This is a genomic window from Micromonospora sp. NBC_01405, assembly GCF_045040155.1.
Classification (GTDB): domain Bacteria; phylum Actinomycetota; class Actinomycetes; order Mycobacteriales; family Micromonosporaceae; genus Micromonospora.
This window is the reverse complement of record NZ_CP109532.1, coordinates 2,560,084-2,586,755: the sequence shown is the minus strand read 5'-3', so window position 1 is coordinate 2,586,755 and position 26,672 is coordinate 2,560,084. Positions and strand designations below refer to the sequence as shown.

Sequence of the window (26,672 nt, the reverse complement as noted above, 5' to 3'; positions counted from 1 at the left end):
ACGGTAGGGGAGACGCGCGGGTGCCGGCACGGCGACACGATGCGGGGCGGTGGCGCGGTGCGGAATGCTGGCGGCATGGTGGAACCGGAACTGGTGGACGTGGTCGTGGACGTGGTCGTGGTCGGGCTCGGCGTCGGCGGCGAGGAGGTGGCCGGGCGCCTCGCCGAGGCGGGCCTCGACGTCGTCGGCATCGAGCGGAGCCTGGTCGGCGGGGAGTGCCCCTACTGGGGGTGCATCCCGAGCAAGATGATGATCCGGGCGGCGAACGCGATCGCCGAGGCCCGGCGGGTCAACGAGTTCGCCGGCACGGCCCAGGTCCAGCCGGACTGGGCGCCGGTGGCGAAGCGGATCCGCGCGGAGGCCACCGACACCTGGGACGACCGGGTCGCGGTGGAACGGTTCACCGGCAAGGGCGGCCGGTTCGTGCGCGGCAGCGGCCGGCTCGACGGCCCCGGCCGGGTACGCGTCGGCGACCAGGTCTTCCAGGCCCGGCACGGGATCGTGCTCGGCACCGGCACCCGGCCCTCCGTGCCACCGATCGCCGGGCTCGCCGACACCCCGTACTGGACGAACCACCAGGCCGTCGAGGTCGAGGAGCTGCCCGGGTCGCTGCTCGTCCTCGGCGGCGGCGCGATCGGGCTGGAGCTGGCCCAGGTCTTCGCCCGGTTCGGGGTGGCGGTGACGGTGGTCGAGGCGGCGGACCGGGTGCTCGCCGTCGAGGAGCCCGAGGCGTCCGAGGTGGCCGCCGCCGCGCTGCGCGCGGACGGGGTGCGGATCTCCACCGGGGTGAAGGCCGAGCGGGTCGACCACGACGGGCGGGCGTTCACCCTGGGAGCGGCCGGCGGCGTCGAGTTCACCGCCGAGAAGCTGCTGGTGGTGACCGGCCGGCGGGCGCACCTCGACGAGTTGGGGCTGGACGGCGTCGGGGTGGACCCGTCCCAGCGATACCTCGCCGTCGACGACCGGATGCGCGCCGCCGAGGGCCTCTGGGCGGTCGGTGACCTGACCGGCGAGGGCGCGTTCACCCACATCGCCATGTACCAGGCGGCCATCGTGGTCGCCGACGTGCTCGACCACGTCCGGCGGGCGCGGTCCGGCCCGGACGCCAGCGGCACCGCCAGCGTGGTCGGCGGCGCGGCGAGCACGGCGGGGGCCGGGATCGCCGGCGGCGTGCCGCACGCCGACTACCGGGCGCTGCCCCGGGTCACCTTCACCGACCCCGAGGTGGGCGCGGTCGGGCTGACCGAGCGGCAGGCCCGCGAGCGCGGCATCAACGTGCAGGTCGGCGTTAGCCGGCTCGGCTCGTCCACCCGGGGCTGGATCCACCAGGCCGACGGACTGATCAAGCTGGTCGCCGACGCCGACCGGGGCGTCCTGGTCGGCGCGACCTCGGTCGGCCCGGCCGGCGGCGAGGTGCTGTCGGGCCTGGTGGTGGCGGTGCACGCGGCGGTCCCGCTGCCCCAGCTCCGGAACATGATCTACGCGTATCCGACGTTCCACCGCGCCATCGAGGACGCCCTGCGCAACCTGAGGTAGCGCCGGTGGCTCCCTGATCGTCCGACGAGCACGAGGTCGTGCCGGTGCGGTGCTGACGGTCAGGGGGCGGGTGCGGTGTGGCCGGTCAGGGAGACGCGGGTGCGCCGTGCCGGCCGGCGCCCGCGGCGAAGCGGGCCGCACCCGCCGCCGCGTCGGCCGCCAGCGACTCCGCGCCGTGGGCCAGCTCGACCGCGAAGGCCTCCGGCTCGGTCAGGTTGGCGCCGGCCAGCACCGCCGCCCGGTCATTGCGCAGGCAGGTCTGCGGGTGGCGGGCGATCCCGGCGGCCAGCCGCTCGGCCTCCACCCGGGCCTCACCCGGCGCGACCAGCCGGTTCACCAGACCCATCGCGTACGCCTCCTCGGCCGGCACCGGTCGGCCGGTGAGGATCAGGTCCATCGCCCGGCTCTCGCCGATCAGCCTGGGCAGCCGGAAGGTCCCCCCGTCGACCAGCGGCACCCCCCAGCGCCGGCAGAAGACCCCGAGCACCGCGTCGGACTCGGCCACCCGCAGGTCGCACCAGAGGGCCAGTTCCAGCCCGCCGGCCACGGCGTACCCGGAGATCGCCGCGATCACCGGCTTGGACAGTCGCATCCGCGTCGGGCCCATCGGGCCGTCGCCGTCGGGCTCGACCCGGTTGCCGCCGGGGGTGCCGATCGCCTTCAGGTCCGCCCCGGCGCAGAACGTCCCGCCCGCTCCCCAGAGCACGGCCACCGCCGCCTCCGGGTCGGCATCGAAGGCGCGGAACGCGTCGGCCAGGGCCCGGGCGGTCGACCCGTCGACGGCGTTGCGGGCAGCCGGCCGGTCCAGGATCACCGTGGTCACGGCCCCGGCGCGTTCGACCCGTACCCCCATTGGCGTCCCTCCTGGTCGGACGGCTTGACCCTCGGCTGCGGGCCGCCGGGCTGGCGGTGCATGCCGAGGTGGCCGGCGGGCCGGCCCTCGGGGTGGTGGTGGACACCCCGACATCGACCGTAGCGGCCCGTCCGTCCCGACGGCGCACGCGCGCGGCGCTAGCATCGGCGGCGGCACGATCATGTGAGGTGCCCCGCGTCTGCGGGGAGAATCGGGAAGCCGGTGGGAATCCGGCACGGGCCCGCCGCGGTGACCGGGGAGCCGCCGTCCACGCGCGTCACGCGCAGCCACTGGCCGCACGGCTGGGAAGGCGGACGGTCGGGCGTCGATCCGGGAGTCCGAAGACCGGCCTCGCGTCGGGTGCCCACCGCAGCGGTGGGCCGAGCGCAGCGGGAGCCTGCCTGTGGACATCTACGACACCATCCACCGCCGCCGGGACGTCCGGGCCGAGTTCACCGGAGAGCCGGTGCCGGCGGACACCCTGCACCGGATCCTCGACGCGGCGCACGCCGCGCCCAGCGTCGGATACTCGCAACCGTGGGACTTCGTCCTGGTCCGGGACGCCGAAACCCGCCGCCGGTTCCACGAGCACGTCCAGGTCGAACGGGATACGTTCGCCGCCACCCTCGACGGCGAGGCGGCCGAGCGGTTCGCCCGGATCAAGATCGACGGAGTGCTGGAGTCGACCCTGTCGATCGTGGTCACCTACGACCCGGCGCGGGGCGGCCCGGCCGTCCTCGGGCGGCACGCCATCGCCGACGCCGGCCTCTACTCGGTCTGCCTGGCCATCCAGAACCTGTGGCTCGCCGCCACCGCCGAGGGGATCGGCGTCGGCTGGGTCTCCTTCTACCGGGAGCCGTTCCTGGCCGGGCTGCTCGGCATTCCGGACGGCATCCGGCCGGTGGCGTGGCTCTGCCTCGGGCCGGTCAGCCACCTGGCGACCGTGCCAGACCTGGAACGGCACGGATGGCGGCGGAAGCGTCCTCTCGCCGAGGCGGTGCACCACGACCGTTGGGCGGTAACCCACCGGCGAACGGCCGATTCATGAACCTCGATTGCTGAGATAGCGTGGTGTTCACCCTCGGTACCCAACCCGCTACGCTCGGGAGGATCTTCATGCGTGCCACCGTCAGGGTCCTGCTCGCCTCCGTCCTCACCACCCTCGGCCTGACCGCCGCCGTAGCCACCCCGGCCCTGGCCAGCGCCCCCGCGCCCTTCTGTGAGTCCGGCGGGTCGCAGTTCTACTGCGACGCCACCAGCACCGGCACGACGACCTGGACGGTCACCTGGTACTCCGGCAGCGTCGGGACCTTTACGAGCGCCGGACCGACCCTCTTCGCCAGCTGCCCCTTCTCCAACATCGGCCTGCAGGTGCGGGTCAGCTACAGCTACTTCGACGGCAGCGTGACCCAGTACAGCGACACCGATAGGTTCATCTGCCGCAGCGGCCCCTGGCAATAGTCGCCGGGCCCCGCGCTGCTGGCCGGTGGCAGCGCGGGGACCCCGCCGCCGGCACCCGGGCCGGTGACGTGCGGGTCCGGCGGCGGTGTCGGCCGCGTCCCCGGACGGCCGGTTGACACGTACGGCGACAAGCTCGTCACCGCCGACCGGTTTGCGACCGCTCCTGCCGGGAAGCCGGACGGGATGCGGGCACTCTTGACGAGAATCGAACAGAACTCGGCGCTGGACCGGGTCGGGGACCGGTTGCAGCGCGCCGTCCAGGCCACCATCCGCCCGCAGCGGGTGCGCGACCTGCTGCACGGCGTCTTCCTCGGGCATCCGCTGCACCCGGCGCTGGTGCAGGTGCCGGTGGGCGCCTGGATCAGCGCCGCCGTGCTGGACCTCATGCCCGGTCAGCGTCGGGCGGCCACCACGCTGGTCGGGCTGGGCACGGTCGGCGCCCTCCCGGCGGCGGTCGCCGGGCTGAACGACTGGGCGGCCCTCACCCGGGACCAGCGGCGGGTCGGCCTGGTGCACGCCGCCTCCAACACCGTCGGCCTGGCCCTGTACACGGGCTCGCTGGCCGCCCGGCTGAGTGGGCGGCACGGGACCGGGCGGGCGCTGGCGTACCTCGGGCTGACCGCGGCGAGCGCGGGGGCCTACCTCGGGGGGCACCTGGCGTACAAGCAGGGGGCCCAGGTCAACCAGAGCGTGTCCGAGCTGAACCGGATCAGCGACGGCTGGCACGCGCTCGTGGACATGGCCACGCTGCCGCAGCGGAAGCTGGTCACCCGCGAGGTGGACGACGTCTCGGTCATCCTCTACCGGCACGGCGACGAGGTCACCGTGATGCTGGAACACTGCCCGCACCAGGGCGGTCCGCTCGGCGAGGGCGAGGTCGCCGAGATCGACGGGCACGCCTGCGTGGTCTGCCCGTGGCACGGCAGCGCGTTCCGGCTCAACGGCGGCGAGGTCATGCACGGGCCGTCCGGGAACGACCAGCAGATCCTGCCGACCCGGGTGGTCGACGGGATGTTGCAGGCCCGGCTGCCCTGAGCTTTCCGCTCCCGCGCCGCCCGTCGCCCCGCTCCCGTCGCCCCGCCGGGCCCGTCCTGCCCGCTCTGCGCGCACTTTCCCCGAATGTGTGGCATCGGCGCGCGCCATGGCCACACATTCCGTGAAAGTGCGCGCAGGGGAGGCGGGGCGGGGGCGAGGTGGGGGCGGCCGGCGTCAGTTTCGGCGGTGCCGGCCGGAGACCAGGGCCCGCGCGCCGGCGGCGGCCCGGGCGATGCCCGGCCGGCGGCGCAGCCCGAGGACCGCGCCGATCTGCGCCCCGACGATGCTGGCCACGGCGAGCACCGCCGAGACCGCGAGCGGACGGTTCACCTGGTCCTCCTCGCTCGCCCGGGACGCCCCGGCGGCCATCGCCGGCTGCGGCCCGGAGGGCGGCTGGGCCACCTGCTGGCTGCCGCGGGTCGACTCGGCCGACGGCTGGGTGGCCGACGGCGCGGGTGCCGGGCGGGTGGCCGGCGGCGGCGTCGCCGCCGGGGTCGCCGCCGGGGTCGCGGGAGCTTCGGCGGCCGGCGGGGTGGCCGGGGTCGCAGGCGGGGGAGTGACCGCGCCGCCGGGGGCGGGGGCCGTGGGCCGGACCACCAGCCGGCCGGTGGCGTGCGTACGGGCCCCGGCGTCGCCCGCACCGTCGGGCAGCCTGATGAGCTGTCCCGGGCGGATCCGGTCGGGGTCGTGCAGCCGGTTCAGCTTCGCCACGTCCCGGTACCGGTCGAAGTCGTCGAGGTAGCGCTCGGAGATCTCGCCCAGGTAGTCGCCCTTCGCCACCCGATACACCGTCGGCTCCACCGGCTCGGGGAGCTGGGCCGCCGTGGTGACCACGACCGGCGGCGCCGTCCGCGCGCCGACCGGAAGCGTCGCGCTGACCGGCCGGGCCATCGGGGCCGCCGCGGCGACGGCCGGCTGCGCCACCGTCGGGTACGGGCCGGCCAGCACCGTCGCCGCGCTGGCCGCCGCCGGGCTCGCCGCGATGATCAGGGCCACCGACCCGACCAGCGCCGCCGCGGCCCGCTGCTGCCGGCTGATCCCGGGCAGCCGGGGTGCCGGCCGGCGCAGCGACTGCGCTCCCAACTCCACGAGCACAGAGAATGCGAAGGTGGCCCAGCCGAACCAGCCGACCAGGGCCAGCGCCCGCAGGAACAATTGGCCGTCGTCCCGGCTGGTCAGTGTGACGCCGATCTCGGCGAGGGTGGGTACCTGGTCGGGGAGCGGGTTGCCGGCGAACGCGATCAGCGCCACCGGCCCTCCGACCAGCACCGCGATCAGCACGACCAGCGCGCCGAACCCGGTGAGGACCTGTCCGGTCCGCCGTGCGGCGGAGCGACCCGGTGCGGCCATGGCGGTTCCTTCCCTTCCTACGGGCCCTCGGTGAGGGCCCGCGCGGTGGCCTCACCGGAGACGGTGACGGTGTTGCCGAAGCCGAAGAAGCCGAGCATGTACCGGTCGTAGGTGACCGTGACGTGCACCCGGACGAGGGTCTCCCCGCCGACGACCGGGAACTCGACGGAGGAGGCGGTCACGTCCGCCGCGGCGAGGTAGCTGTTCACCGCGGCCCTGGCGGCCACCTGGTCGATCACCTTGGGCCCGCCCTCGATGGCCTTCGCCCGGTCGATGGCCTGGCCGCCGGTCCGGGCCGCCTCCGCGGCCAGGTTGTCGGCCCGCTGCATGGACCGCAGTTGGCCGGCGCCGTCGAAGGCCAGCCCGATGATCGCGAGGACGCCGATCATCCCCGCCGCGAGGAACAGGCTGACCCGGCCGTCGTCACCGCGGAGCCGGCGGGCGGTCACGACCTGCTCCGGTAGCGGTCCAGCGGTGAGGTGAAGGCGGCCGAGACCGTTCGGTTGGTCGGCATTGCCGGCAGCAGCGACAGGTCGATGTCGGCGAAGGTGACCGTGCAGGCCACCCGCACGGTGACGGCGGCGGGCTCGCCGGGATCGCTGGCGAAGGCCTCGTCGAAGCTGACCGCATCGCCGTCGACCGAGCCGCTGAAGGTGAGCGTCGGCTCGCTGGCGCAGTTCGCCCGCTGCCAGTCGAGCTGGTTGCTCGCGGCGGCCAGGGCCTGCTGCCGGGCGGTGGCGGCATCCCGGGAGATGGAGGCGGCCCGGGCGGCATCGTGCGCCGCCGACTCGATCGCCTCCTGGGCGATCGCCGTACGCCCGGCCACGCCGGCCAGCACGAGCAGCGCGAGGAAAGCCGGGGCGAGCACGGCCACCTCGACGGCGACCGAACCGCGTTCGTCCCGCCGCGGTCGGCGCCGGAATCGGTGTCGGCCATCGGCCGGCACGTCATGTCTCCGCACGCCGCTCATCCCGTCGTCCACCGTTCGACGGTGCCGTGGGCGGTCTGCCGCACCGGGAAGCTGACCCAGGGGACGACCGACAGGGCGGTGCCGGTCACCGTGCAGGTCACCTCGGTGGCGGCCGTCATGCAGTCGGGCCCCGGCGAGTCCCAGTCGACCAGCCAGTCACCGGCCGAGGTGAGAAAGTCGGTCGCCCGCTGTTCCCCGGCCCCGTCGGGAGCCTGAAGGACGCGCTGGGCGTTGACCCCGCTCTGCGCGGCGTTCAGCGCGGTGGCCCGGGCGACGAACCAGGCGGCGGCCTGGATCGAGGCGAAGAGCAGCACCAGGATCGCCGGCATCACGACGGCCAGTTCCACCGGGTTGGCGCCCCGCTCGGCCGGGCCGTCGGCGAGTCTCCGCCGGGCCCCGGCCAGCAGCCCCCAGGACGCCTCCCCGGGTGGCCGCCGTAGGCCGTCGCGCGCCCACCGGCCCGGTCGCCGCCGTACGCCGTCGCGCGCCCGCCCCGGTGCGCGCAGGCCGGTGGGCCGGTCGGCGGGTGCCGACCGGCTCCGGTCCGCGCGTGCGGGGCGGCCCGTCACGGTTTCGACCCGCCGTCCGGGATGGCGTTCATCCAGCTGTTGGCCTTGGTCAGGGCGAGGGCGGTGACCGCCATGGCGACGGTGACCAGGCCGGCGATGATCACGGCGGTCGGCACCGGGCTGTCGCCGCGCTCGCCGTCGCGGCGCAGCTCGGCCAGCCGCGTCGTCAACGCGATGTGCAGATAGGCGATGAGGTGCATGACGTGCTCCTTATGAACTGGGGAGGGGTTTCACAACCGGGCGAGGAACGGGTAGATGGCGAAGCCGAGCAGCACGAAGACCAGCAGCGAGCCGGGGATGTCCAGCCGGCTGGTGACCGCCTCGGCCCGGGCCAGGTTGTCGGTGCGGATCTGGTCACGCAGCGAGTCGGCCCGGCTGCGCAGCGTCTCGTGCACCTGCGCGCCCTCGCTGCCGGCGGAGCGCATGATCGCCCCGACGTCGCCCAGCTCCGGGATGCCGATCTTCTCGGCGAGCTCCCGCAGCTCGTCCCAGGGCGAGTGCATCTGCATCTGGGCGATCCGCAGCGACTCCCGGATCCGGTCGAAGACCCAGCCGTCGCAGACCGCCGCGGCCCGCTCCAGGGCCTGCACGGGGCCGTGCGCGGCGGAGAGCTGCAACGCCACCAGGTCCAGGTAGGTGCAGACCGCCTGGCGGAACTCGTCCCGGGCGGCGTCCGCGCGGGTCAGCACGCTGCGGTGCGCCACCAGGGCGGCGACTAGCGCCATCCCAAGGCTCCCCAGCAGCGGTACGAACACCGGCACGGACACCCCGCCGAGAAAGAGCACCGCACCGGCCAGGGTCGGGGTGACCAGGCCGACCAGCGCGGAGAGCAGCAGGGACAGGGCGTACTGCTCCGGGGTACGGTCGATCAGGGCGAGCTGCCGGTGCGGCGGACGCAGCCAGCGGGCCAGCCCGCCGACCCAGTCGAGGCGCTGCGCACCGCTCGCGGCGGTCCGGCCGGTGCCCGGCGGCTGGTGCAGCCGGCGCAGCGCGGGGCCGAGCGCCGGTGCGGCCGGCAGCGCCTCCCGGACCACCAGGAAGACCCCGAACCCCACCGCCGCGCCGCCGCAGACGGCGACGGTGAGCTGCCAGTTGAGGATCACCGGTGCCGCCTTTCGTTCGCGACTGCGGGGCTCGCAAGCTCACTCCTCGCGCTCACCGGTGCCGCCTTTCGTTCGCGACTGCGGGGCTCGCAAGCTCACTCACGCGATTGCCTCCGTGGGGTCGGGGGCGGGCAGGAAGCGGGCCGGCCGGGGCGGCTGGCTCATCGCCCGCACCCAGGCCAGCAGCCCGATGAACGCCCCGCCGAGCACGGCCATCACGAGCTGCCCCACCGGCGTGCCGTACGGGCGGACGTACTCGGTGTTGACCAGGCCGTACGCGAGGGTCAGCAGGGTCATCCCGGTGAGGAACCGGACCGCGAACCGCGGCTGGGTGCGCTTGGCCTCGATCTCCCGGCGGGTCGCCACCTCGGCGCCGGCCGCGCTCGCGATGGAGCCCAGCACGTCGCCGAGCCGCTCCCCCCGGTCGGTCAGGTGCAGGATCAGCGCCGCCACCACCTGGTCGCAGACCGGGTCCCCGATCTCGTCGGCGAACGCGAGCAGGGCCGTGCGGGCCTGCCAGCCGGCCTGGAGCCGGGCGGCGAGCGTCCGTACCTCCTCCGCGATCTCCTCGGGCACGGTGGCGATGGTGCCGAGGATGGCCTGCTGGAGGCCCTGGCCCGTGGACGAGACGTCCTTGAGTCGGCGGGTCCACTCGCCGACCGCCTCGATCCGGGAGATGGCCCGCTGCTCGGCGCGGCCGACCGCGAACAGCCACGGCGCGCCGGGCACCGCCACGGCGACCAGCAGGCCGACCACGGGCAGCCCGGTGAGCAGGAAGGCCAGCGCGCCGCCGAGCCCCGCGCCGCCGATCAACACCTGGTGGTTGCGCTGCTCCCGGGCGGTGGTGCCGGAGCCGAGCCAGAGTCTGCGCAGCCCGCCACCCGGGCCCGCGCCGGGAGCCGGGCCGGCGGGCCGGGTGGTGCCGACCAGCGCCACCACCGCCAGCACCAGGCCGGCCACGCACGCCGCGCCGGACACCACGGCGATCAGCTCGATGTTCGGGGTCACCGGGTCACCGGCCTGACGCCGAGCCGGGTGTGCCGGGGACGCTGCCACGCCCCGGCCCCGGCCTCGATCCACCGACCCAGCAGCCGGGCGTCGTAGCCCACCCGCAGGAGCTGGTCGCGGACGCGTTCGGGCAGGTGACGGGGGATGGCCCGGCCGTCCGGCCCCGGACCGAAGACGCTGGTGGTGGTTATCCGGCTGCCCTCGCCGACCCCGATCACCTCCTCCACGTGGGAGACGAAGCGGTACTTGCGGCCGCCGATCGCGGTCTCGTCCTCGACGGTGACGTAGACGATCAGGTCGAGGGCGTTGCCGGCCATCCGGCGGGCCTGGTCGACGGTCATCTCCCGGCCGTGCGAGAGCGCCAGCTCGACGATCCGCTCGCTCACCCCGGCCGGGGTGCGGGCGTGGATGGTGCACATCGATCCGCGGCTGGTGGTCATCGCCTGGAGCATCGGCACGATCTCCCGGGACCGCACCTCGCCGACGATGATCCGCAGCACGCCCATCCGCAGCGACACCGGGATCAGGTCGGCGATGCTCACCTCGCCGGCCGGGCGGCCGTCCAGCCCGCGTTCGCCGTGCCCCTCCCGGGCCTCGAAACTCATCACCGCCCGGTGCTTGTGCCCCCGGCGGGCGGGAAGCAGCTCCCGGCTCTCCTCCAGCAGCACGTACGGCTCGTCGGCCGGGATTTCGTCCATCAGCGCCCGGATGACGGTGGTCTTCCCCGCCCCGGCCAGCCCGGCGACCATGATGTTCAGCCCGGCCCGCATGGACGCCCGGAGGAAGTCGCGCAGCAGCGGGTCGATCATCTCGTCCAGGTCGCCCCGGCTGCCGGCGATGTCGTCGAGGCTCACCTCGAGGGTGTTGTGTTTGCGGATCACCGCGTACGGGCGGTGGCTGACCAGGAACACGGCGGCCAGCCGGCTGCCGTCGGGCAGTTGCAGGTCCAGGGTGGGCTTCGAGGTAGACAGCGACCGCTCCGTCGCCCCGGCCCGGCGGGCCGCCGCCTGGAGGATCTCCACCAGCTCGTCGTCGCTGTCGGCGATCGGGTCGGCCCAGTCGACCCCGCCCCCGTGCCGGGTGATGCGCACCTGGTCGCAGCCGAGGATGTGCACCTCCTCGATGGTGTCGTCGACCAGCAGTGTCTGGAGCCGCCCGAGGCCGACCAGTTCGGCGGTCACCTGGTCGAGCAGCAGCCGCTCCTCCCCGGCGGGCATCGGGGTGCCGGCCCGGCGGACCGCGTCGGCGTACTCGGCGACCACCGCGACGGCAAGGCGGGCCCGCTCGACGTCCTCGGCGTCGGCGTCGAACTCCCGGCCGCGCTGCCACAGCGTGAGCCGTTCGCTCAGCTCCCGGCGCAGCTCCCGGACCACGGCGAAGTCGACCCGGGGACGGGGCGTCGTCGGCGCGACGGTCGGCGGCGGGGCGGGGCCCACCGGCGGGACCGGCTGCTGGTGCCGCCCGTTCGGGGCCGGCGGCAGCGGCGGGGCGATGGAGGTCGCGCCCTGCTGCTGCGGGACCCGGGGGTCGTGCGACACCGGCTCAAACCGCATCCGGCACCCCTTGGGCGGCCGGCCAGGCCAGCCGGGCCCGGCGGCGGTCCAGCAGCGCCCGGATCGGCACCTCCAGGGCGCCGGCCGCGCGCATCAGCGGCCGGCCGGCCCGCACGGTGCCGCCGAGGGTGAGCACCTCCGCGGTACGCGGGTCCTCCGGCAGCCGCGCGATCACCGGAAGCCGCAGCGCCTTGCTGATCTCGCCGCGCCCGTGTCCGTCGCCGATCGGCAGCAGCCGCAGCGTGCCGGGCGGCACCCGGTGCTCGGTGAAGTCCCGCTCGATCGCCCGGATCATGGACCGGGTGGCGGACAGGTCGGGCAGCTTCGCCCGGGTGACCAGGAGGACCACGGCGGCGGCGCGCAGGATCGGCCACGGCGGGCCGGTCACCTGGAGCCGCCCGCAGTCGACGAGCACGTCGTACGGGAGCTGGCCGCGTTCCAGGTCGAGGAAGAAGTCGGCGAACCGGTGCCAGAGCGGGGTGACGCTGCCGGCCTGCGCGGGGTCGACGACACCGGGCAGCAGCAGCCGCTCCCGGCGGGGCGCGTCGAGGTCGACGAGCTGGGACCAGAACGCGGACTCCAGGCTCCCGTCGCGCAGCTCCCCGACGGCCAGCTCGCCGATGCCCCGGGGGCCGTCCAGCACCCCGCCGAGGTAGCCGGCGAGGACCGACCCGCCGGACGGGTCGCACTCGGCGAGCACCAGCCGCCGGTGCCAGGTCAGGGCGCAGGCCAGCGCGGTCGTGGTGACGCCGGGCGAGCCCTTGGCCGAGACCAGCGCGATGATCGCCATGCTCAGGCCGCCCCGGTCAGCACGACCGCGATCCGGTCCTGGGCGGCCAGCGCCACGATGGCCGGCACGTCCCGGGCGGTGAGCGCCACGTAGACCACGACGCTGCTGCTGCTCGGCGTGGCCGTGTCGATCACGGTGGCCTCGAACCGGGTGCTGCCGGAGCTCTGCCCGTTGGCGTTGCGGTTCGGGGTGCTGACCAGCAGCACCCGGTCGCCGGGGTGCAGCCGCTTCGCCGGCACCTGGCCGGGGGAGAGATCGAGGGAGATCTGCTGCTGGCCGGGGCCGAGCAGCGGGTCGGCGGTGAGCTGGGCGGGAGTGAGCAGGGTACCCGGGGCCAGCGCGACGGCCGCCCGCTTGCCGATCACCTCGTTGAGCTGTCCCGCCGGCACCGGCCGCAGCCCCTGCCCGCCGGCCACCTGCACGGTGACCAGGTCGTCGGCGCTGAGCGTCCGGCCCACCTCCACCGGCCGGGCCACCGCGAGGTAGCTGCCGGTGGCCCGGACGGAGGTGACCGCGAACGCCGCGCCGAGGCCGCCGAGGGCGATCAGCAGCACCGCGAGGCCGAGCAGACCGGGGCGGACCCGGCGCTGCCGGAGCACCTTGGGCGGGGCGATGGGGGCGTCCACCGGCCCCGTGCCGTTGCGCGTCGCCAGACTCACCGGGTCACCACCTGAAGCTCGTCGATCTCGATCTGGACCGTGCCGCTGGTCCGGGTCTGGGGGATGTCGCCGCTCTGGTCACCGCCGACCCAGTGCACGTTCCAGAAGGTGGTGGCGCTGACGTCGTAGGTGTCGGCCCTCTGATAGCCACCGTGGTAACCACAGTCCGGGGAGGGACGGCCGGCACCCGGGCCGTCAGCGGAGTACGGGGTGCCGGGGTTGTCGCACTCGACCTGCTCGCCGTTGTCCATGTCCCAGACGATCCGCTTTACAGTGGCGGTGATGGTCACCGTCAGCCCCCGGTCGGAGGCCGAGGCGGTCAGCGGGCCGAAGTAGTCGTCCCCGGGGCTGGCCCACATCCACACCGGCAGGCCGACCAGGCCGGGGCCCTTGCTCTTGCGCGGGGCGACGGACGCCCGGGGCGGGAGCAGCGAGATCGAGGCGAGCGCGCGGCGGGCCAGCTCCTCCGGATCGGGCGGGGTGCCGTAGCCGGGCGGCGGGGCGTCCAGCAGTTTCTCGCGCAAGCTGCCGATGTCCCCGCCGTTGCAGATGAGCTCGTACCACTGCTTGCCCTCGGGGGTGCCCGGAGGCTGCGGATGCTTCAGCTTGTAGTAGCAGCCGTCGTCGTTGTTGAACCACCCGAGGACGTTGTCGTAGCAGGGGATGACCTTGCCTTTCCACTGGCACTTGCCGGCCGGCCCGTCGTTGCCGCCCCCGCCGCCGGGGTTCCCGCCGCCGCCCGGGGTGCCCGGGTCGTCGTCCCAGATGTTGCAGTCGTTCTGGCCGATGGGGCACTCCACCCCGCCGCCCCGGGCCGCCGCCGCCGCCGCGACGGTGGCGGTGGGCGGGGCCGCCGCCACCGCGAGCACGAGGGCCAGGCCGATCCCCGCGAGCAGCCGTCCGGGCCGCGGATCGCGGAGCCGGCGGTGGGCGGGCCGTGGACGTACCGCTGGTGCGTCGCGCCGGCCGGGGGCCGCGCCGGCCCGTCCGCCCCGGGTCAGCACGGCTGGTCCTCGTGGGCGGCGCCGGAGCTGATCAGCCAGCGGCCGTCCGCATACCGGGTGGCCGTCGCGGTGGCCAGGTGCCGCCCGCCGCCCGAGCCGGGCACGACTTTCTTCGTCTTCGTGTAGATCAGCCGGTAGCCGGTGGCGTCCACACAGTCCTGGATGTCCACCGTGGCCGGGACGCCGTCCAGGCTCACGGCGGTGACGGTGGGATCGGAAACGAGCGTTCCGGTACGCATGGCACCGTGCTCCTTCGCGTCGCGAATTGCCAGTCGAACCCGGGTCAGCAATGGATCTGCCAGGAACCTGGTCAGTTCCGGGTGGAACGGATCGCTGCGGCGGTTCGCCGTCCGGGACGCCGCGAGATATCCGGAATATGCGGTGAGCGCCGATTCTCGGGCCGCCCGTTCCTCGGCCGCCGAATGGCTCTGGGTCGTTTTCGGCGCCGCCGACAGGGGCTGCGCCGTGGTCTCGGGTTCCGCGCCGCAGGCGGCGACCGGTCCGATCACCAGGACCGCGACCAGGAAGATCGTCCATCGGTCGGGGTGCTGTGCGCGCAACGCCGCCCCTCCTTGCTGGCGACCCGGTCAGGCGGCACGCCGACCGCCCCCGGGCGTGCGGCAACGCGGCCGGATGATGTCATCCGAATATTGCTGCGTCGCCGCGGTATTCGCCTGTGCTGATCTTAGAAAAGCCGTGAATCGATGTCCTCGCGTTGCCTCCGACGCTGCTTGCGGGGTTGCGCCGTACTCAAGGGGCGAGCATAAGCTGACGCCTGCCGATGCAACAGAGGCAATTCATGCGAACACTCTCGGTGACGAGTGGGTGGTGGTGGGGGATGGCGCGTGCGGGACCGGACATCGCGGGGCCGGGGTCGCCCTCGAACGGCACCATGACGGCCGTGACATCGGCTGCGGGTGTGGGGTGCGCGGTCCTTTCGGCCGGTCAGCCGGCCCGCTCCGGGAGGGTGGGTCCGAAATGCCCGCAGGTCGGGGTGCCTACCGTGCCCGTCCGGCCGCCCCGTCGGCCGCGCGGCCCCGCTGGGCCGTGGCGGGGTGTGGCCGGGTCGGATTCGGCGTCATCCGCTACACAAGGGCGGGCCGAAGGTGACTCACCGTGTCCTCCCCGATCCGGCTGCCCGGCCGGCCCGGGGGCCGGTCATGCCCGCTGACCCCCCGTCCCGGCCCCTCGCGGCACCCGTCGAACCGGTCGAGCCCGCGTCGGTCGAGCCGGTCCCGCCGCCCGTGCCGGTCCCGCCGCCCGTGCCGGGGGCTCGTGCCGGGTCGCGAGGGCGGCCGTGGACGCGACTGGCGGCGATCCTGGCCGTCGCCCCGGTGCTCCGCCTCGCAGTCGCCCGGTACGCCGTACCGCCCGGGGCGCCGGACCGGACGGCCTGCCCGACCTGCGGCACGCCGCTCGCGCTCGACCGGCCCTGGCCGGCGCTCGGGCCGGCGGCCCGCTGTCCGGCCTGCCGGTCCCGGGTCGGCGCGCCGCCCGGCACGGTCGAGGTCGCCGTGCTCGCGGCGCTGGCGGTGCTCGTGTCGGCGGGCGGGACGCCGGGCGAGCTGGCGGCCCTGGCCTGGTGGCTCGGCTGGGCGGTGCCGCTGGTCTTCGTCGACGCGGCCGTGCACCGGCTGCCCGACCGGCTCACCTGGCCGGCGGCCGTCGGGGCTCAGGCGCTGCTCGGGGTGGCCGCGCTGGCCGCCGCCGGGCCCGCTCCCTGGCTGCGGGCGGCGGCGGCCGGGGTCGGTCTGGCGCTCTGCTTCGCCGCCACCACCCTGGTGCTCGGGCGGCGCGGCTTCGGCCTCGGCGACGCCAAGCTGGCGCTCGGGGTGGGCGCGCTGCTCGGCTGGTACGGCTGGCCGGTCCTGGTGCTCGGGGTGCTGGTGACGTTCACGCTCTCCGCGCTGACCAGCCTGGCGCTGCTGCTGGCCCGCCGGGTCCGCTGGTCCAGCCACCTGCCCTTCGGTCCGTTCCTGGTGCTCGGAACGGTCGTCACCCTGCTCCTCGTCCGCTGACCGGGGTCCTTGCGTCAGCGGCCCCGGCTGGCGTCGGCCACCGGGCGTTCGGCCCGGCGTTCCCGGCGGCGCAGCACCCCCGCGACCGGCCGGGCCAGCAGCGGGGTGCCGACGGTGGCCACCAGCGCGCCGAGGAGCAGGCCGGCGGCCACATCGTGCGGGTAGTGCACGCCGACGAAGGCGCGGGAGAACGCGGCCAGCACGGCCAGTGGGACCGCGTACCAGGCGAGTCGGGGGGAGAGCAGCAGGATGACGGCGGCCAGCGCGCCCGCGATCGTCGAGTGGTTGCTCGGGAAGGACCAGTCGCCCACGGGTGGGCACTGCCCGGCGACGATCACCAGGTCGGCCGGGGTGCGGCAGGGGCGCTCCTCGTCCACCACCGTCTTGAGCAGTTCGCTGCCGCCGTACGCGAGGACGACCGCGACCGGCGCGGCCACGGCGAGCGCGAGGCTGCGCGGCCCGGCACCCAGCCTCGGCAGGGCCGCCGCCACGAACAGGAGCCCGAGCAGGATGATCGACCATTCGGTGAAGTGCGCGGCGAACCACTGCACCGAAGCGGGCGTGCTGTCCGCGAAGTCGACGATGTCGCGGTACCAGTCGACGCTGAACTGGGGAACATCCGACAGGAAGCCGTCAATCATGCCTCAACCTACCAAGTGTTCATCTTCCGTTCACCTGATCACACGGTAGGCGACCGAGCCGGATCCCCGCACCGGACGAACGTCAGGCGGCCGCCACGACCAAGGTCGGTGCGGGCCCGGGACAGCTTCACGACTGGCCGGGCGCCGGCCGGGGCACGCCGCCCGACATCCGCTCGACGACCTCCTCCAGCGCCTCGAAGGCGTACGCCCAGTTGTGGCACTTGAAGCTGCGCAGCCCGTCGATGGGCGTCCGGCAGTCGGAACAGTGCACGCCGCCGATCGCGTTCGGCACCTCCGTGTTGACGTACCGGCGGTCGCCGAGGATCACCCGGGCGATCATGGCCGGGTCGTGTACGCCGTGCAGCGCCGACGAGACGATGTCGAGCCAGGTCATCCGCCGACCGCACTTCGGGCAGTCCGGCTCGTCGCCGCTGACCCACAGGGGCGCCCCGATGCTGCGCGCCGGCATCCCGAGCAGCTTCTCGATCCGGCGGACGTCGTGCTCCGGCGTCACCCAGCGGTGCCGGCCGGGCAGCGCGGCCGGTGAGTCGTACACGGCGCGGAACAGCACGGGGTCGACCTCGACGGTCTCTCGCTGACGGGTCATCGCGTACCTCCTCGACCTGGCGGCACCGACCCTGCCGGCGTCGCAGCCCCACCGTCGCCGCGGACCGACGACGGATACAACCGGATCAACGACACGCGGGGTCGATGGCGGTCGTGCGGGGTGCTAGACATTCAGGACGCGTACCGAGCTGCCCCAGTGGAGGGACATCGTGACCAGCGACCCGGCGCCGACCGCACCCGGCGGGGGAAGAAGCGACGCCACCAGCGCCGGGACGGCCGGGTCGGGCGTCGAGAGCCGGCCGAACGTCGCCCGGATGTACGACTACTACCTGGGCGGCTGCCACAACTTCGCCGCCGACCGGGCCGCCGCCCGGCAGCTGCTGGAGATCTTCCCGGACACCGGCGTAGCCGCCCAGACCAACCGCGCGTTCCTGCGTCGCGCCGTCCGGTACGCCGCCGAGCAGGGCGTGCGGCAGTTCCTCGACATCGGTGCGGGGCTGCCCACCCAGGGCAACGTGCACGAGGTCGTGCAGTCCGTGGCCCCCGACTCGCGGGTCGTCTACGTCGACTACGACGAGGTTGCCGTCGCGTACGCCCGGCGGCTGCTCGGCGACGCGACCCGCACGGTCGTGGTCCGGGGCGACCTGCGCCGGCCGGACGAGCTGCTGACCCACCCCGACGTGACCGCGTCGATCGACTTCACCCGCCCGGTCGCCGTGCTGCTGGTGGCGGTGCTGCACTTCGTGCCGGACGCCGAGGACCCGTACGCGGCGGTCGCCCGGCTGCGCGACGCCACCGCCCCCGGCAGCCAGCTCCTGCTGTCCCACCTGACGCTCGACGGCGCCCCGCCGCTGCCCGCGCAGCGGGGCCGGGCCGTCTACCAGCAGAGCACCGCCCCGCTGGTGCCCCGCACCCGCGCCGACATCCTCCGGTTCTTCGACGGGTACGACCTGATCGAGCCGGGCCTGGCCTGGCTGGCCGACTGGCGGCCCGACGGCGAGCCGCGGGACGGGGTGTCGCACGGTTTCGGCGGGGTGGGCGTCCGCCGCTGAAGCCGTACGGCCGGGACGAACGGCACGTCGGCTGGCACTTCCCCGGGCGGGGCGGGCCAGGGGCAGCGGATCGGGGCGGCGGGTCAGGGAGCGGCCGGCTGCTGGCCGGCCGAGCCGCGGCGCACCGCCTCGCTGGCCAGCCGCGACCGGCGCCGGTCCTCGTTGGAGGTCAGGTCGAACTTCTCGTACAGCCGGGTCAGGTGCTTCTTCACCGCGCTCTCCGTGACGTGCAGGGCGGTCGCGATCGCGCGCACCGAGGGCGGCTCGGGGAACGGCTGGCCGCCGGAGACGTACGGGCGGCAGAGCACCGTGATCACCTCCTGCTCGCGCGGGGTCAGTGCGGGCGGCGCGGGCGGCGGCTCGACGTGCAGGGTCCGGGTGCCGGGGTGCTCCGACGGGGCGTGGAAGAGCAGCCGGGCCGGGCCGACCTCCACCCGGTCCCCGTCCCGCAGGATCTGTGCCTGACGCACCGGGCTGCCGTTGACCGTGGTGCCGTTGGTGCTGCCCAGGTCCCGGATCGACCAGCCGGACGGGTAGCGCTCGACCAGGGCGTGCAGGCGGGACACGAGCCTGCTGTCGATGGGCAGCTCGTTGGTCTTCGCCCGCCCGATGGTCAGCGCGTCGGTGGTCAACGGCACCAGCCGGACGCCACCCGCGCCGTACACCTCGAAGTACCCCTCCGCCACCCCCGCCTCCGAACGGTCAGTCGCCGCAGTACGGCTCGGTCGTCGCGCTCGTCGGCACCCCGGTCCGCACGCTCGTCACGGTGGCGGTCGCCGTGGTGCAGCCGCCGTCCACCGGGAGCGGCTCGGTCCACAGCTCGAACGGCTGCCCCGTCGCCCGCTGCCGCACCCCGACCGGCCCGAACGCGTCGAGCGACCCCGGCGGTCCGGCAGCCCCGGTCCCGGGGCGGACCGTGAGGTCGACGTCCCAGGTGCCGCCGTCGGTCCCCGCGTTGTCCCGGTACTGCTTCCACACCCAGATGTACGCCATCGCGGCCCGGCAGGCAGGCGACCAGTACTGCTTCACGGAGATCGCGCGCAGGCCGCCGGCGTACCCGTACGCCGACGTGCCCACCTGGTAGGCGTCGTCGTAGCAGCGGCCCGGTGGCGCGTCGTCCCGGCTCGCCCGGCGCGGATGGCCGGTCCCGACCACCCGGACGGTCACCGGGTCCGGCGACCCGGCCACGGTCAGCGCCAGCATCGGCCGGCGCGGCCCCGGCGCGCGGGGGGCGAAGACCAACCGCACCTCGCACGCCCGCCCGGGTGCCAGCGGCCGGGCCGTGCATCCCCCGGCGGTGACCCGGAGGTCCCCGCCGTCCGCCCCGGTCGACGCGACCCCCGTCACCCGCACCGCCCGGTCGCCCGGGTTGCGCACGGTCACCGTCTGCTCGGCGGAGTCCACGTTGACCTCCTGGTCACCGAAGGTCAGCTCCACCGGCACCTCGATGGGAGCCGGGGCCGGCAGGGCCGCCGACCAGCCGGTGGTCAGCACCGACACCAGCGCGACCAGCAACCCGACGGCACGGGCCAGCGCGCGCCGGGGCACCCCGGGCGGCTGCCGGCCCCGCACGGTGGCGGTGAGGTCCAGGTCGAGGGCCGCCCGGCGGCGCGCGCTGAGCGAGAACCGGGGCCGGGGCGGCACCTGATCGCCATCGGTGGCCGGGGCGTCGTCCGGCCGTGGGTGGGCGGCCCCGTCGTCCCCGCCGCCGGGCATGAGCGGGGTGACCGGCTGGCCGGCGGCGCGCTGTGCCCGCTGGAGGTCCTCGGCGAACGCCACCGCCGTCGGATGGCGCAGCGCCGGGTCCTTAGCCATCGCCCGCTCCAGCACCACGCACACCACATCGGGTACGCCGGCCGGCCGCAGGTCGGGCACCGGGTCGGCGGCGACCCGCCGGAGCAGTCGCGCCAGCGGCTCCGTCCCGTCCGGCGGCCCCGCGCCCGACAGCGCCTCGGCGAAGGCGGGTGTGCCCCGGATCCAGTGCAGCACCGACGATGCCAGCGCGTACACGTCCGAGGCGACCGAGGCCGGCTCGCCGCGCAGGATCTCCGGCGCGGCGTGCAGCACACTCGTCGTCACCCGGCGTCGCCCTGGGGCGGGCTCCGCCGCCCGGGGCCGGGCCAGCCCGAAGTCGGCCAGCTTCGGCTCGCCGTACCGGGAGATCAGGATGTTCTCCGGCTTCACGTCGCGGTGCAGCACGCCGGCCCGGTGCGCGGTCTCCAGCGCCCCCGCCACCGTGATCCCGCCGGCCACCGCCGCCGGCCACCGCTGCGCCGCCGACACCGCGTCGGGTGCGCAGCCCGCCTGGGCGGCGGCCAGCCGGTCGGTCAGCGAGCCACCCTCCTCGTACGCCATCAGCAGGTACGGGTTGCCGGCCGCCGTCCGGCCGGCCTGGTGCAGGGTGACGATGTGCGGATGGTCGGAGAGCCGCCCCAGCACCCTGAGCTCGCGCTCGAAGCGGGCCCGGGACGGGCCGTGCCAGTCGGCGGCGAGCACCTTGACCGCCACCCAGCGGGAGAAGTCGGGCTGCCAGGCGCGGTAGACCACGCCGAAGCCGCCGCGACCGATCTCGACCGCGTCCGTGCAGCCGGCCACGCCGAGGTCGAGCCCCGGGACTGTGTCGGCCTCCCCAGGGCGGTGGGAGGCCGACTGCTCTGTGTGGACCATGGCGGCCCATTATGACCGAGGGGTGTGCCAGGACAGTCGTCCGCTACCGGCCGGTCACCTGTCGCCCGGCCGTGCCGGGCGACAGCCTGCGGCCATCAGGTGGAACTCGCCCGATGCCGAGCCCCACCCAACCGCTACGGCATGTTCGGCTAGCAGGACGTCCGGTACCAGGTGGAGTAGCGGGTACGGATGCCGTCCTCGAAGCTGTTCCCGCAGTTGCCGTACACGAGCATCCCGACCTCCACGGTCTTGCTGGCGTCGGAGTAGTAGATGAAGGTGATGCTCTCGTCGTTGTTCGGGAACGGTAGGGCCATGGCCGGGCTGGCCACGACCGCCGTGGTGCCGGCGACGGTCAGCAGGGTGGCCAGGACGGCGTTCCGCACGAACTTCTTCACCTGAAGGCCTCTCGATCGAGCGGGTGGATGGTCGAATAATAGTCGTCCATCTATCTTCCGCACAGCGGCTTGAACCTTGCCCCGAATATCTGGGAAACTCGCCGACCCGGCAAACTGGGTGGATGGGGCCACCGCGGGTCGGATCGGCATGACCGGCCTGCCGATGTGGGCCACGGACGGGCAGGAGTGAACCGGCTGGCATGACCGATCCAGACGACGGAGCACGGCTGGCCGCGTCGATGGCCGGCCGACTCGCCTGCCTGACCTTCGTGGACCGCACCACCGAGCAGGTCACGGAACTGCTCATCGACGCGATCGCCGACTGGGGCACGGCGCAGGGCTGGCGGGTCTACCGGCGGGCGGCCAGCGTGGTGCCGCTTCCGCCGCCGATGTCCGGGCAGCAATCCGTCATCGACATCGCCTGCGCCCGGCCCGCCGCGCCGCCCGTGGTGATCGAGGTCGACCACACCGACCGGCGTCGTACGGTCGAGAAGCTCCTCGCCGAGGCCGACGCCGGGCGGGTGCCGATCTGGGTCCGGTGGGGCTCCCGTGGCTTCGTCGAGCCCCCGGAACCGGTCCGGATGGTCACCGTCCCGGTCACCGCGCGGCGCGGCGAGGCCGGCGCACGGCTGCACTCCCGCCAGCCGGCGCGGCAGCTCCCGCCGCCGGAGCACCGCGCGGGGCCGGTCACCGCCGGCCCGCCGGACTCCCTCTTCGATTCCACGGGCGGGAGCTGACGCGGCTGCGTGGTGCCCCGGGCGGCCGCCGGTCGCGGAGGGCCCCGGCCGGAACGGGCTGCCCGGCGCGAGCTGAGGCGAGGTCATCCTCGTGCGCCGGAGCGCTCCCTGTGCACCGGTTCGATCGTTGGTGGGAGCAGGTGGAATTGTCCTTCGCCGTGTGCCGTCCGATCCCCGGAACGGTGGTGACGGGCGGACCAGGGAAGACGGCGGGGAGACGGCCGGACGGAGAGCTTGAGATGGTGCGTCAGAGCTACCTTGCGACGTTGGTCGTGTTCGGTGTGCTGCTCGCTGGATGCGACGGGCAAACCGGTGCGGGGTCGGCAGGCTCAGGGCCGGTCCCGGGTGCCACCGAGGCTTCGCGGCCGCTGGCACCGGAGAAACTGGTCGGCTCTTGGACGATCGCCGACGTCGGCGACCCGGGCGCGGGCAAGATCCTGCGTTTCGCACCTTCTGGACTGCACCTGATCGGCAGCAGCTGCGGCACCTTGGGTGGGTCCTGGCGGGCAGACGTCGATGGTGTCTTCCTCGCGGACATCGACACCGCCTTCAGCGCCGCGGTCGAGGGCATTCCGGGCTGCGAGAGGGCCAGCCAGGACGTTCCCGGCTGGCTGCGGCGCGTGACGGCGTACCAGTTCGACGGCTCAGGGCGGCCCGTGCTTCTGGATGATCTGGCGCGGCCGGTTGCCCGGTTGATCCCCGGCGCGACGCCGACGGCCGGGCCGGACATGATGGCCTCCGAGCTGGTGCCGCCGGTGGTCACCGACGAGGCCCGGCAGGCCCTCGCGCCGGCCGCCGCGCTACCGGAGGCGCTGGCTGCCGTCGATCGGCGCCGGCTCGCCGGCCGCTGGGTTCCCACCGACGGGCACAAGGCGGCGTACGTGGAGTTCACGGCGGACGGCGAGTGGCGTGGGTCCGACGGCTGCAACGACGAGAGCGGCCGGTGGATCACCGGGGCCGGGGGCACGCTGCTCGCTACCGCCGGGTCCGCCACGCTGATGTACTGCGTGGCCAGCGTGCCGGTCGGGGAGTGGCTCTGGACGGCCCGGCGAGCAGGCTTCGACGGTGCGACCCTGGTGCTGCTCGACGCTCAGGGCAAGGAGAAGGGCCGGCTACGCGCCGTCGACTGAGAGCGCGGGAGGCGGTACGGCCGGAGGGCCGTTTCCCGGGCCGCTGAGTTCGTGGCGATGTCGTCCTACTCGCGGCGGACTATCAGCAACTCTCTGCGTGGCGTGGACGCCTGCCTGTGTCCGTGCAGGCGCTGCACGCCGTGGCCCCCGCCGTCCGCCGCGGAGCGGCGATCGTTGAGGTGGTCAGTCGGGGTGAACGCCGTTCAGGATCCGCATGGCGTGGCGTTCCCGGTCTGCGAGTTCGGTGAGGACCGCCGAGGCGCGGCTCAGATGGTCCGGGTCGCCGGTCTCCCCGGCGGCCGTGATGTGGTGGGAGACCTCGGTCCATAGCGGGGCGATCTCGGCGTACAGCCGGTGACCGAGACGGACGTTGTCGTCGTCGACGATCGTGGCGCATTCGGCGAGGAAGTCGCGGTACATGGCGCGGAACAGGGCGCCGCCGGTCCCGCCGCGTTCCATCAGCGTCGCAGCCAGCGGGAGGTCGCGGGACGGGTCGCTTGAGCGGTCGAGCCACCGCGCCACCTGCCGGGCCGCCTTGTCGATGCCGCGGTGGCCGAGGTTGGCGATGGGCGGGTTGAGAAAGGCGTGTGCGTTGTTGCGGATGGCTGCCCGGACGGCGTCGCCCAGGTCGGGCCGGACGGCGGGGCCGGCGATCGTGTAGGAGAGGTTACGGGTGGTCATCGGTCCGCGTTCGTTGCGGGCCCGCTCCAAGCTCGTCAGCGTGGTCCTCACGGTGCCGCCCTGCTGGGCGGTGTCGATCAGGTAGGCGTGGGTGTCGTCGTAGCCGTACATCGCGACGAGGTGGCCCCCGAAGTGGACTTTGGTGGTGAAGTAGTCCAGGTGGTAGGAGTCCAGTTGCAGGCCGACCGGGCGGCCGGCGGTGAGGGCGTCGGCGACGTTCTGCCAGGCCCTACGGGGCGAGGCGGTCTCCTGGACGTGCAGCGTCAGGCCCAGCCGGTCGGCCACGGTCCGGGTGATCGTGGTCGGCTTGGTGCGGCCGCCGAGGAACGGGAAGTCCATGTTCTTGACATCCCAGTAGACGAAGCCCAGACCTTCGCCGAGGCCGAACAGCATGGGCTCGGACAGGTCGAGGCCCTCGTGGCGCAGCAGTGCGCCGAGCGTGGTGGTCTCGCAGTGCTGACCGGCGGAGAACGACACATTCTCGATGATCATCTTGCTTCCTGGTTCGCTGGTTGAGGCGGGCCGGACGGGGGTCGGACCGGCCAGGCGATCTCCGTACGGAGCGCGGCCATGGGTACGCCGGGCCCGGGCGGGACGAGGTAACGCTCCTCGGCCGGGCCCGCCAGCAGCCGGTCCTGCTCGGCGATCCAGCGCCCCAGTGACCGGTAGGCGGTCTCGATGTCGTCGTAGCCGCCCTCGTGGACGGTCGCGGCGAGCAGACAGCCCGCCTGTTCCCCGGCCGCGATCGTCGCGGTCGGCCGGGGCGGGCGGGCCACCGGCACGAACAACTCCACCTCCAATTCCGCCGCGTCGAGGTCGTCGCTGAGGTAGCGGGTCCCGGCCGGCCCCGCCGGGGCGATCCCCTGCTCGGCGAGGCCGGCGAACAACCGCGCGAACCCGGGCGCCAGGGCCTCGGCCAGCCCGCTCAGCGGGGTACGCACCAACATGCGGGCGGTGGGCTGGGCACCGCGCCACCGTTCGTACACCTCCAGCCAGCCCGACACCCGCCCCGGCTCGGCCAGCACGGCCCCCAACCGCCCGGCGATCTCGCCCAGCCGGGCCGCCCGCGCGGCCACGCGTTCCCGGTGCCGCTCGATGACGGCGCCTGCCTGCTCCGGGGTGTCGGCCGCCAGGATCTCGGCGATCTCGGGCAACGGCACCTCCAACTCTCGCAGCCGCCGCACCAGCCCCGCTCGGGGGAACTGGTCGACGTCGTACCGGCGGTAGCCGGTGTCCGGATCGACCCACGCCGGGACGAGCAGACCCAACCGGTCATAGTTACGCAGCACTCGAACGGACAACCGGGTCGCTCGCGCGAACACCCCGATCGGCATCAACCCCGTCACCGACGCCTCCAACAGCCTCGCCCCTCCCCCTGGGAGAGGGTCAACCGCGCCCGGCACCTGCCGCACCGACCACGGAACGAATCACCATGGAAACGGGCCCGGCGCGGTCGCCAGCCGGCGGGATGGGTGCAGCCTCTTCCCCGCCCACGCGGGGGACCAACCGCCCGGTCGCATCCACGCACGACCGTCGGAGCAGCCAACATCAATGCAGGCGGATGGCGATGATCGCCTTTATTCGCTGTTCATGGACCAGTTTTGTGGGCCGCCTGGGACTCGAAGCCAGAACATCGGACGCTGCCGATAGATCATCTCGAATCAGGCAGATCCGGCCCTTGACCAGGGCGGCAATCCTCATCGTCTCTCGACGCTTTACAGGCGTTTCCGGGCCCAGTTGTGCCGGATCTGTGCCCGATGATCATGCCGGGGCATAGAAGTCGATCAAGCTTTCGGCGTACGGGTTCCGCTACAGAGTCAGGTACGCGCTGACGCAGAGATCCGCCCGCTCCGAGAAGCAGCGTGCCGCTGGCCATCGGCCCACCCAGCCTCCGTGCCAACGCCTACGCTCAGTTACCGGCAGGCAGTCGGCCAACGCCCGGATCGTGGCATGTGAGTGCGCTTTGGCATTGCCACACTGCACAACACGGCGACGCATGTCTATAAGCTGTACTGGGTGTTGCGTTGGCTGTCTAGCGGGAGAGGCGCTGTGGACCTTGCGTTGCCGGACGGCCGGGTCCTGGGCTGGGCGGAGTACGGCGATCCAGCCGGGCCGCCGGTGGTGTTCCTGCACGGCACGCCGGGCTCTCGGATCAGCCGCCCGGACGACACGGCGTTGGCGGACGTCCGCCTGATCACCGTCGACCGGCCCGGGTACGGTCGGTCCACAGCTGTCCGACAGCCAATGCTCCTCGGCGTCGCTGACGACGTCGGTACGCTGATGAGCTCTCTGCGGATCGAGCGCTTCGGCCTGATCGGGTTCTCTGGGGGCGCGCCGTACGCCGTGGCCTGTGGGGTCCGGTTCCCGCATCGACTGACGGGGGTGGTCGCCGCAGGCTTCACCGGCCCATATCGGGAACTGCGCACGGTGCGTGGCTGGCAGCGGTTTCACGCGTGGGTCTTGCGGACCGTTCCGGGGCTCGGGCGCCGCTACGTGACCCGCGCCGCCGCATGGTACGCCGAGGATCCGCTCAAGCAGCACCGGCAACTGCTTGCCGCAGGCCAGGACCCCTGGATGCGGCCCTACGAGGAGTCCAGCCGCGAGGGTGCCCGCCAGGGCGCAGTGGGGCTGGCCGGCGACTGGCTCGCCACCGACATCCGCCCATGGGGGTTTGGCCTGCGCGACGTGCCCTGCCGCGTCCTCATCTGGGCCGGTCGACACGACCCCGGCCGAGCGGTTCCCGACGCACCGCTGATCGCCGCACGGATGCCCAACGGCAAGATTCGCATCAGCGAGGACGCAGCCCACACGCCGTCTCCGGCCCACTGGCAAGCGATGCTGACGTGGGTAACAAGCGGCTGAAAACCGGCGCTCCCCAGGTGGCCGCAACGCC

The 26,672-nt window shown here is 74.1% G+C and carries 29 protein-coding genes and 1 riboswitch; of the genes, 9 read left to right on the top strand and 20 right to left on the bottom strand.

From position 1 onward, the window contains the following. Positions 1-78: 78 nt before the first annotated feature. Complete coding sequence (locus OG559_RS10625; protein WP_405116561.1) at positions 79-1,536, top strand: dihydrolipoyl dehydrogenase family protein; 1,458 nt, start codon at positions 79-81, stop codon at positions 1,534-1,536. Positions 1,537-1,621: 85 nt separating this feature from the next. On the opposite strand, the gene OG559_RS10620 is transcribed toward OG559_RS10625, so the two are convergent. After that, entirely contained in the window at positions 1,622-2,389 is a 768-nt protein-coding gene (locus OG559_RS10620) for a crotonase/enoyl-CoA hydratase family protein (RefSeq protein ID WP_405114751.1), read from the bottom strand. Positions 2,390-2,558: 169 nt separating this feature from the next. Next, positions 2,559-2,758, top strand: a riboswitch (cobalamin riboswitch). A gap of 34 nt (positions 2,759-2,792) precedes the next feature. Here OG559_RS10620 and bluB point away from each other — a divergent pair. The 3 genes from bluB to OG559_RS10605 all read left to right on the top strand — a co-directional run bounded on the left by bluB (position 2,793) and on the right by OG559_RS10605 (position 4,885). Then, positions 2,793-3,437, top strand: a complete 645-nt coding sequence (gene bluB / locus OG559_RS10615; RefSeq protein WP_405114749.1) for a 5,6-dimethylbenzimidazole synthase — start codon at positions 2,793-2,795, stop codon at positions 3,435-3,437. A gap of 68 nt (positions 3,438-3,505) precedes the next feature. Beyond that, entirely contained in the window at positions 3,506-3,850 is a 345-nt protein-coding gene (locus tag OG559_RS10610) for a hypothetical protein (RefSeq protein ID WP_405114747.1), read from the top strand. A 183-nt stretch (positions 3,851-4,033) separates the two neighbouring features. After that, positions 4,034-4,885 (top strand): DUF2231 domain-containing protein, encoded by an 852-nt coding sequence (locus OG559_RS10605; RefSeq protein WP_405114745.1) that lies wholly within the window; start codon positions 4,034-4,036, stop codon positions 4,883-4,885. Positions 4,886-5,059: 174 nt separating this feature from the next. Here OG559_RS10605 and OG559_RS10600 read toward each other — a convergent pair whose 3' ends face one another. The 12 genes from OG559_RS10600 to OG559_RS10545 all read right to left on the bottom strand — a co-directional run bounded on the left by OG559_RS10600 (position 5,060) and on the right by OG559_RS10545 (position 14,346). Beyond that, positions 5,060-6,235, bottom strand: coding sequence for a LysM peptidoglycan-binding domain-containing protein (locus tag OG559_RS10600; RefSeq protein WP_405114743.1), 1,176 nt, complete (start codon positions 6,233-6,235; stop codon positions 5,060-5,062). Between the two features lie 17 nt (positions 6,236-6,252). After that, positions 6,253-6,684 carry a hypothetical protein gene (locus OG559_RS10595; RefSeq protein ID WP_405114741.1) on the bottom strand — a complete coding sequence of 144 codons (432 nt, stop codon included), beginning with the start codon at positions 6,682-6,684 and terminating at the stop codon, positions 6,253-6,255. Next, complete coding sequence (locus tag OG559_RS10590; protein WP_405116559.1) at positions 6,681-7,205, bottom strand: TadE/TadG family type IV pilus assembly protein; 525 nt, start codon at positions 7,203-7,205, stop codon at positions 6,681-6,683. The genes OG559_RS10595 and OG559_RS10590 overlap by 4 nt, the downstream gene beginning before the upstream one ends. Then, positions 7,202-7,612: a TadE/TadG family type IV pilus assembly protein gene (locus OG559_RS10585; RefSeq protein WP_405116557.1), complete on the bottom strand. Its 411-nt coding sequence runs from the start codon at positions 7,610-7,612 to the stop codon at positions 7,202-7,204. The genes OG559_RS10590 and OG559_RS10585 overlap by 4 nt, the downstream gene beginning before the upstream one ends. Before the next feature lie 158 nt (positions 7,613-7,770). After that, a complete protein-coding gene (locus tag OG559_RS10580) occupies positions 7,771-7,974 on the bottom strand; it encodes a hypothetical protein (RefSeq protein ID WP_396671655.1) in 204 nt (67 codons plus the stop codon). Between the two features lie 30 nt (positions 7,975-8,004). Beyond that, positions 8,005-8,874, bottom strand: coding sequence for a type II secretion system F family protein (locus OG559_RS10575; RefSeq protein WP_396672053.1), 870 nt, complete (start codon positions 8,872-8,874; stop codon positions 8,005-8,007). Positions 8,875-8,976: 102 nt separating this feature from the next. After that, a complete protein-coding gene (locus OG559_RS10570; RefSeq protein WP_405114739.1) occupies positions 8,977-9,933 on the bottom strand; it encodes a type II secretion system F family protein in 957 nt (318 codons plus the stop codon). Then, a complete protein-coding gene (locus tag OG559_RS10565; protein WP_405114737.1) occupies positions 9,882-11,438 on the bottom strand; it encodes a CpaF family protein in 1,557 nt (518 codons plus the stop codon). Before OG559_RS10565 ends, OG559_RS10570 begins: the two co-directional genes overlap by 52 nt. Further along, positions 11,428-12,228 (bottom strand): ParA family protein, encoded by an 801-nt coding sequence (locus OG559_RS10560; protein WP_405114735.1) that lies wholly within the window; start codon positions 12,226-12,228, stop codon positions 11,428-11,430. Before OG559_RS10560 ends, OG559_RS10565 begins: the two co-directional genes overlap by 11 nt. Positions 12,229-12,230: 2 nt before the next feature. Next, entirely contained in the window at positions 12,231-12,887 is a 657-nt protein-coding gene (locus OG559_RS10555; protein WP_405114733.1) for an SAF domain-containing protein, read from the bottom strand. Then, positions 12,884-13,891, bottom strand: coding sequence for a hypothetical protein (locus OG559_RS10550; RefSeq protein ID WP_405114731.1), 1,008 nt, complete (start codon positions 13,889-13,891; stop codon positions 12,884-12,886). Before OG559_RS10550 ends, OG559_RS10555 begins: the two co-directional genes overlap by 4 nt. Next, on the bottom strand, positions 13,885-14,346 hold the full coding sequence (locus OG559_RS10545) for a hypothetical protein (RefSeq protein WP_405116554.1): 462 nt from the start codon (positions 14,344-14,346) through the stop codon (positions 13,885-13,887). The genes OG559_RS10550 and OG559_RS10545 overlap by 7 nt, the downstream gene beginning before the upstream one ends. 705 nt (positions 14,347-15,051) lie before the next feature. On the opposite strand from OG559_RS10545, the gene OG559_RS10540 reads away from it, so the two are divergent. Continuing rightward, positions 15,052-15,909 (top strand): prepilin peptidase, encoded by an 858-nt coding sequence (locus OG559_RS10540; RefSeq protein ID WP_405114729.1) that lies wholly within the window; start codon positions 15,052-15,054, stop codon positions 15,907-15,909. A 14-nt stretch (positions 15,910-15,923) separates the two neighbouring features. Here the strand turns inward: OG559_RS10540 and OG559_RS10535 are convergent, their stop codons facing one another. After that, positions 15,924-16,550, bottom strand: a complete 627-nt coding sequence (locus OG559_RS10535; protein ID WP_405114727.1) for a phosphatase PAP2 family protein — start codon at positions 16,548-16,550, stop codon at positions 15,924-15,926. A 127-nt stretch (positions 16,551-16,677) separates the two neighbouring features. Then, positions 16,678-17,157 (bottom strand): hypothetical protein, encoded by a 480-nt coding sequence (locus OG559_RS10530; RefSeq protein WP_405114726.1) that lies wholly within the window; start codon positions 17,155-17,157, stop codon positions 16,678-16,680. Between the two features lie 169 nt (positions 17,158-17,326). On the opposite strand from OG559_RS10530, the gene OG559_RS10525 reads away from it, so the two are divergent. Then, a complete protein-coding gene (locus tag OG559_RS10525) occupies positions 17,327-18,169 on the top strand; it encodes an SAM-dependent methyltransferase (RefSeq protein ID WP_405114725.1) in 843 nt (280 codons plus the stop codon). 83 nt (positions 18,170-18,252) lie between these two features. Here the strand turns inward: OG559_RS10525 and OG559_RS10520 are convergent, their stop codons facing one another. The 3 genes from OG559_RS10520 to OG559_RS10510 form a co-directional block, all read right to left on the bottom strand. Beyond that, positions 18,253-18,855 carry an FHA domain-containing protein gene (locus OG559_RS10520; protein ID WP_405114723.1) on the bottom strand — a complete coding sequence of 201 codons (603 nt, stop codon included), beginning with the start codon at positions 18,853-18,855 and terminating at the stop codon, positions 18,253-18,255. A gap of 16 nt (positions 18,856-18,871) precedes the next feature. Next, positions 18,872-20,836 carry a protein kinase domain-containing protein gene (locus OG559_RS10515; protein ID WP_405114721.1) on the bottom strand — a complete coding sequence of 655 codons (1,965 nt, stop codon included), beginning with the start codon at positions 20,834-20,836 and terminating at the stop codon, positions 18,872-18,874. A gap of 149 nt (positions 20,837-20,985) precedes the next feature. Then, entirely contained in the window at positions 20,986-21,231 is a 246-nt protein-coding gene (locus OG559_RS10510) for a hypothetical protein (protein WP_405114719.1), read from the bottom strand. Positions 21,232-21,431: 200 nt separating this feature from the next. On the opposite strand from OG559_RS10510, the gene OG559_RS10505 reads away from it, so the two are divergent. Continuing rightward, a complete protein-coding gene (locus tag OG559_RS10505; protein ID WP_405114717.1) occupies positions 21,432-21,968 on the top strand; it encodes a hypothetical protein in 537 nt (178 codons plus the stop codon). A gap of 239 nt (positions 21,969-22,207) precedes the next feature. Continuing rightward, positions 22,208-23,098, top strand: coding sequence for an META domain-containing protein (locus tag OG559_RS10500; protein WP_405114715.1), 891 nt, complete (start codon positions 22,208-22,210; stop codon positions 23,096-23,098). Between the two features lie 183 nt (positions 23,099-23,281). On the opposite strand, the gene OG559_RS10495 is transcribed toward OG559_RS10500, so the two are convergent. Further along, on the bottom strand, positions 23,282-24,271 hold the full coding sequence (locus tag OG559_RS10495) for a BtrH N-terminal domain-containing protein (protein ID WP_405114713.1): 990 nt from the start codon (positions 24,269-24,271) through the stop codon (positions 23,282-23,284). Then, on the bottom strand, positions 24,268-25,125 hold the full coding sequence (locus OG559_RS10490; RefSeq protein ID WP_405114711.1) for a MerR family transcriptional regulator: 858 nt from the start codon (positions 25,123-25,125) through the stop codon (positions 24,268-24,270). The genes OG559_RS10495 and OG559_RS10490 overlap by 4 nt, the downstream gene beginning before the upstream one ends. Before the next feature lie 703 nt (positions 25,126-25,828). On the opposite strand from OG559_RS10490, the gene OG559_RS10485 reads away from it, so the two are divergent. Then, positions 25,829-26,641 (top strand): alpha/beta fold hydrolase, encoded by an 813-nt coding sequence (locus OG559_RS10485; RefSeq protein ID WP_405114709.1) that lies wholly within the window; start codon positions 25,829-25,831, stop codon positions 26,639-26,641. Positions 26,642-26,672: the final 31 nt, after the last annotated feature.

What these genes read in the sequence shown, in the direction of transcription:
- OG559_RS10620 (WP_405114751.1), bottom strand. Translation starts at nt 2,389, where the DNA reads ATGGGGGTACGGGTCGAACGCGCCGGGGCCGTGACCACGGTGATCCTG.
- OG559_RS10540 (WP_405114729.1), top strand. Translation starts at nt 15,052, where the DNA reads ATGCCCGCTGACCCCCCGTCCCGGCCCCTCGCGGCACCCGTCGAACCG.
- OG559_RS10515 (WP_405114721.1), bottom strand. Translation starts at nt 20,836, where the DNA reads ATGGTCCACACAGAGCAGTCGGCCTCCCACCGCCCTGGGGAGGCCGAC.
- OG559_RS10500 (WP_405114715.1), top strand. Translation starts at nt 22,208, where the DNA reads ATGGTGCGTCAGAGCTACCTTGCGACGTTGGTCGTGTTCGGTGTGCTG.
- OG559_RS10530 (WP_405114726.1), bottom strand. Translation starts at nt 17,157, where the DNA reads ATGACCCGTCAGCGAGAGACCGTCGAGGTCGACCCCGTGCTGTTCCGC.
- OG559_RS10590 (WP_405116559.1), bottom strand. Translation starts at nt 7,205, where the DNA reads ATGAGCGGCGTGCGGAGACATGACGTGCCGGCCGATGGCCGACACCGA.
- OG559_RS10535 (WP_405114727.1), bottom strand. Translation starts at nt 16,550, where the DNA reads ATGATTGACGGCTTCCTGTCGGATGTTCCCCAGTTCAGCGTCGACTGG.
- OG559_RS10605 (WP_405114745.1), top strand. Translation starts at nt 4,034, where the DNA reads ATGCGGGCACTCTTGACGAGAATCGAACAGAACTCGGCGCTGGACCGG.
- OG559_RS10610 (WP_405114747.1), top strand. Translation starts at nt 3,506, where the DNA reads ATGCGTGCCACCGTCAGGGTCCTGCTCGCCTCCGTCCTCACCACCCTC.
- OG559_RS10560 (WP_405114735.1), bottom strand. Translation starts at nt 12,228, where the DNA reads ATGGCGATCATCGCGCTGGTCTCGGCCAAGGGCTCGCCCGGCGTCACC.
- OG559_RS10505 (WP_405114717.1), top strand. Translation starts at nt 21,432, where the DNA reads ATGACCGATCCAGACGACGGAGCACGGCTGGCCGCGTCGATGGCCGGC.
- OG559_RS10600 (WP_405114743.1), bottom strand. Translation starts at nt 6,235, where the DNA reads ATGGCCGCACCGGGTCGCTCCGCCGCACGGCGGACCGGACAGGTCCTC.
- OG559_RS10565 (WP_405114737.1), bottom strand. Translation starts at nt 11,438, where the DNA reads ATGCGGTTTGAGCCGGTGTCGCACGACCCCCGGGTCCCGCAGCAGCAG.
- OG559_RS10580 (WP_396671655.1), bottom strand. Translation starts at nt 7,974, where the DNA reads ATGCACCTCATCGCCTATCTGCACATCGCGTTGACGACGCGGCTGGCC.
- OG559_RS10495 (WP_405114713.1), bottom strand. Translation starts at nt 24,271, where the DNA reads ATGATCATCGAGAATGTGTCGTTCTCCGCCGGTCAGCACTGCGAGACC.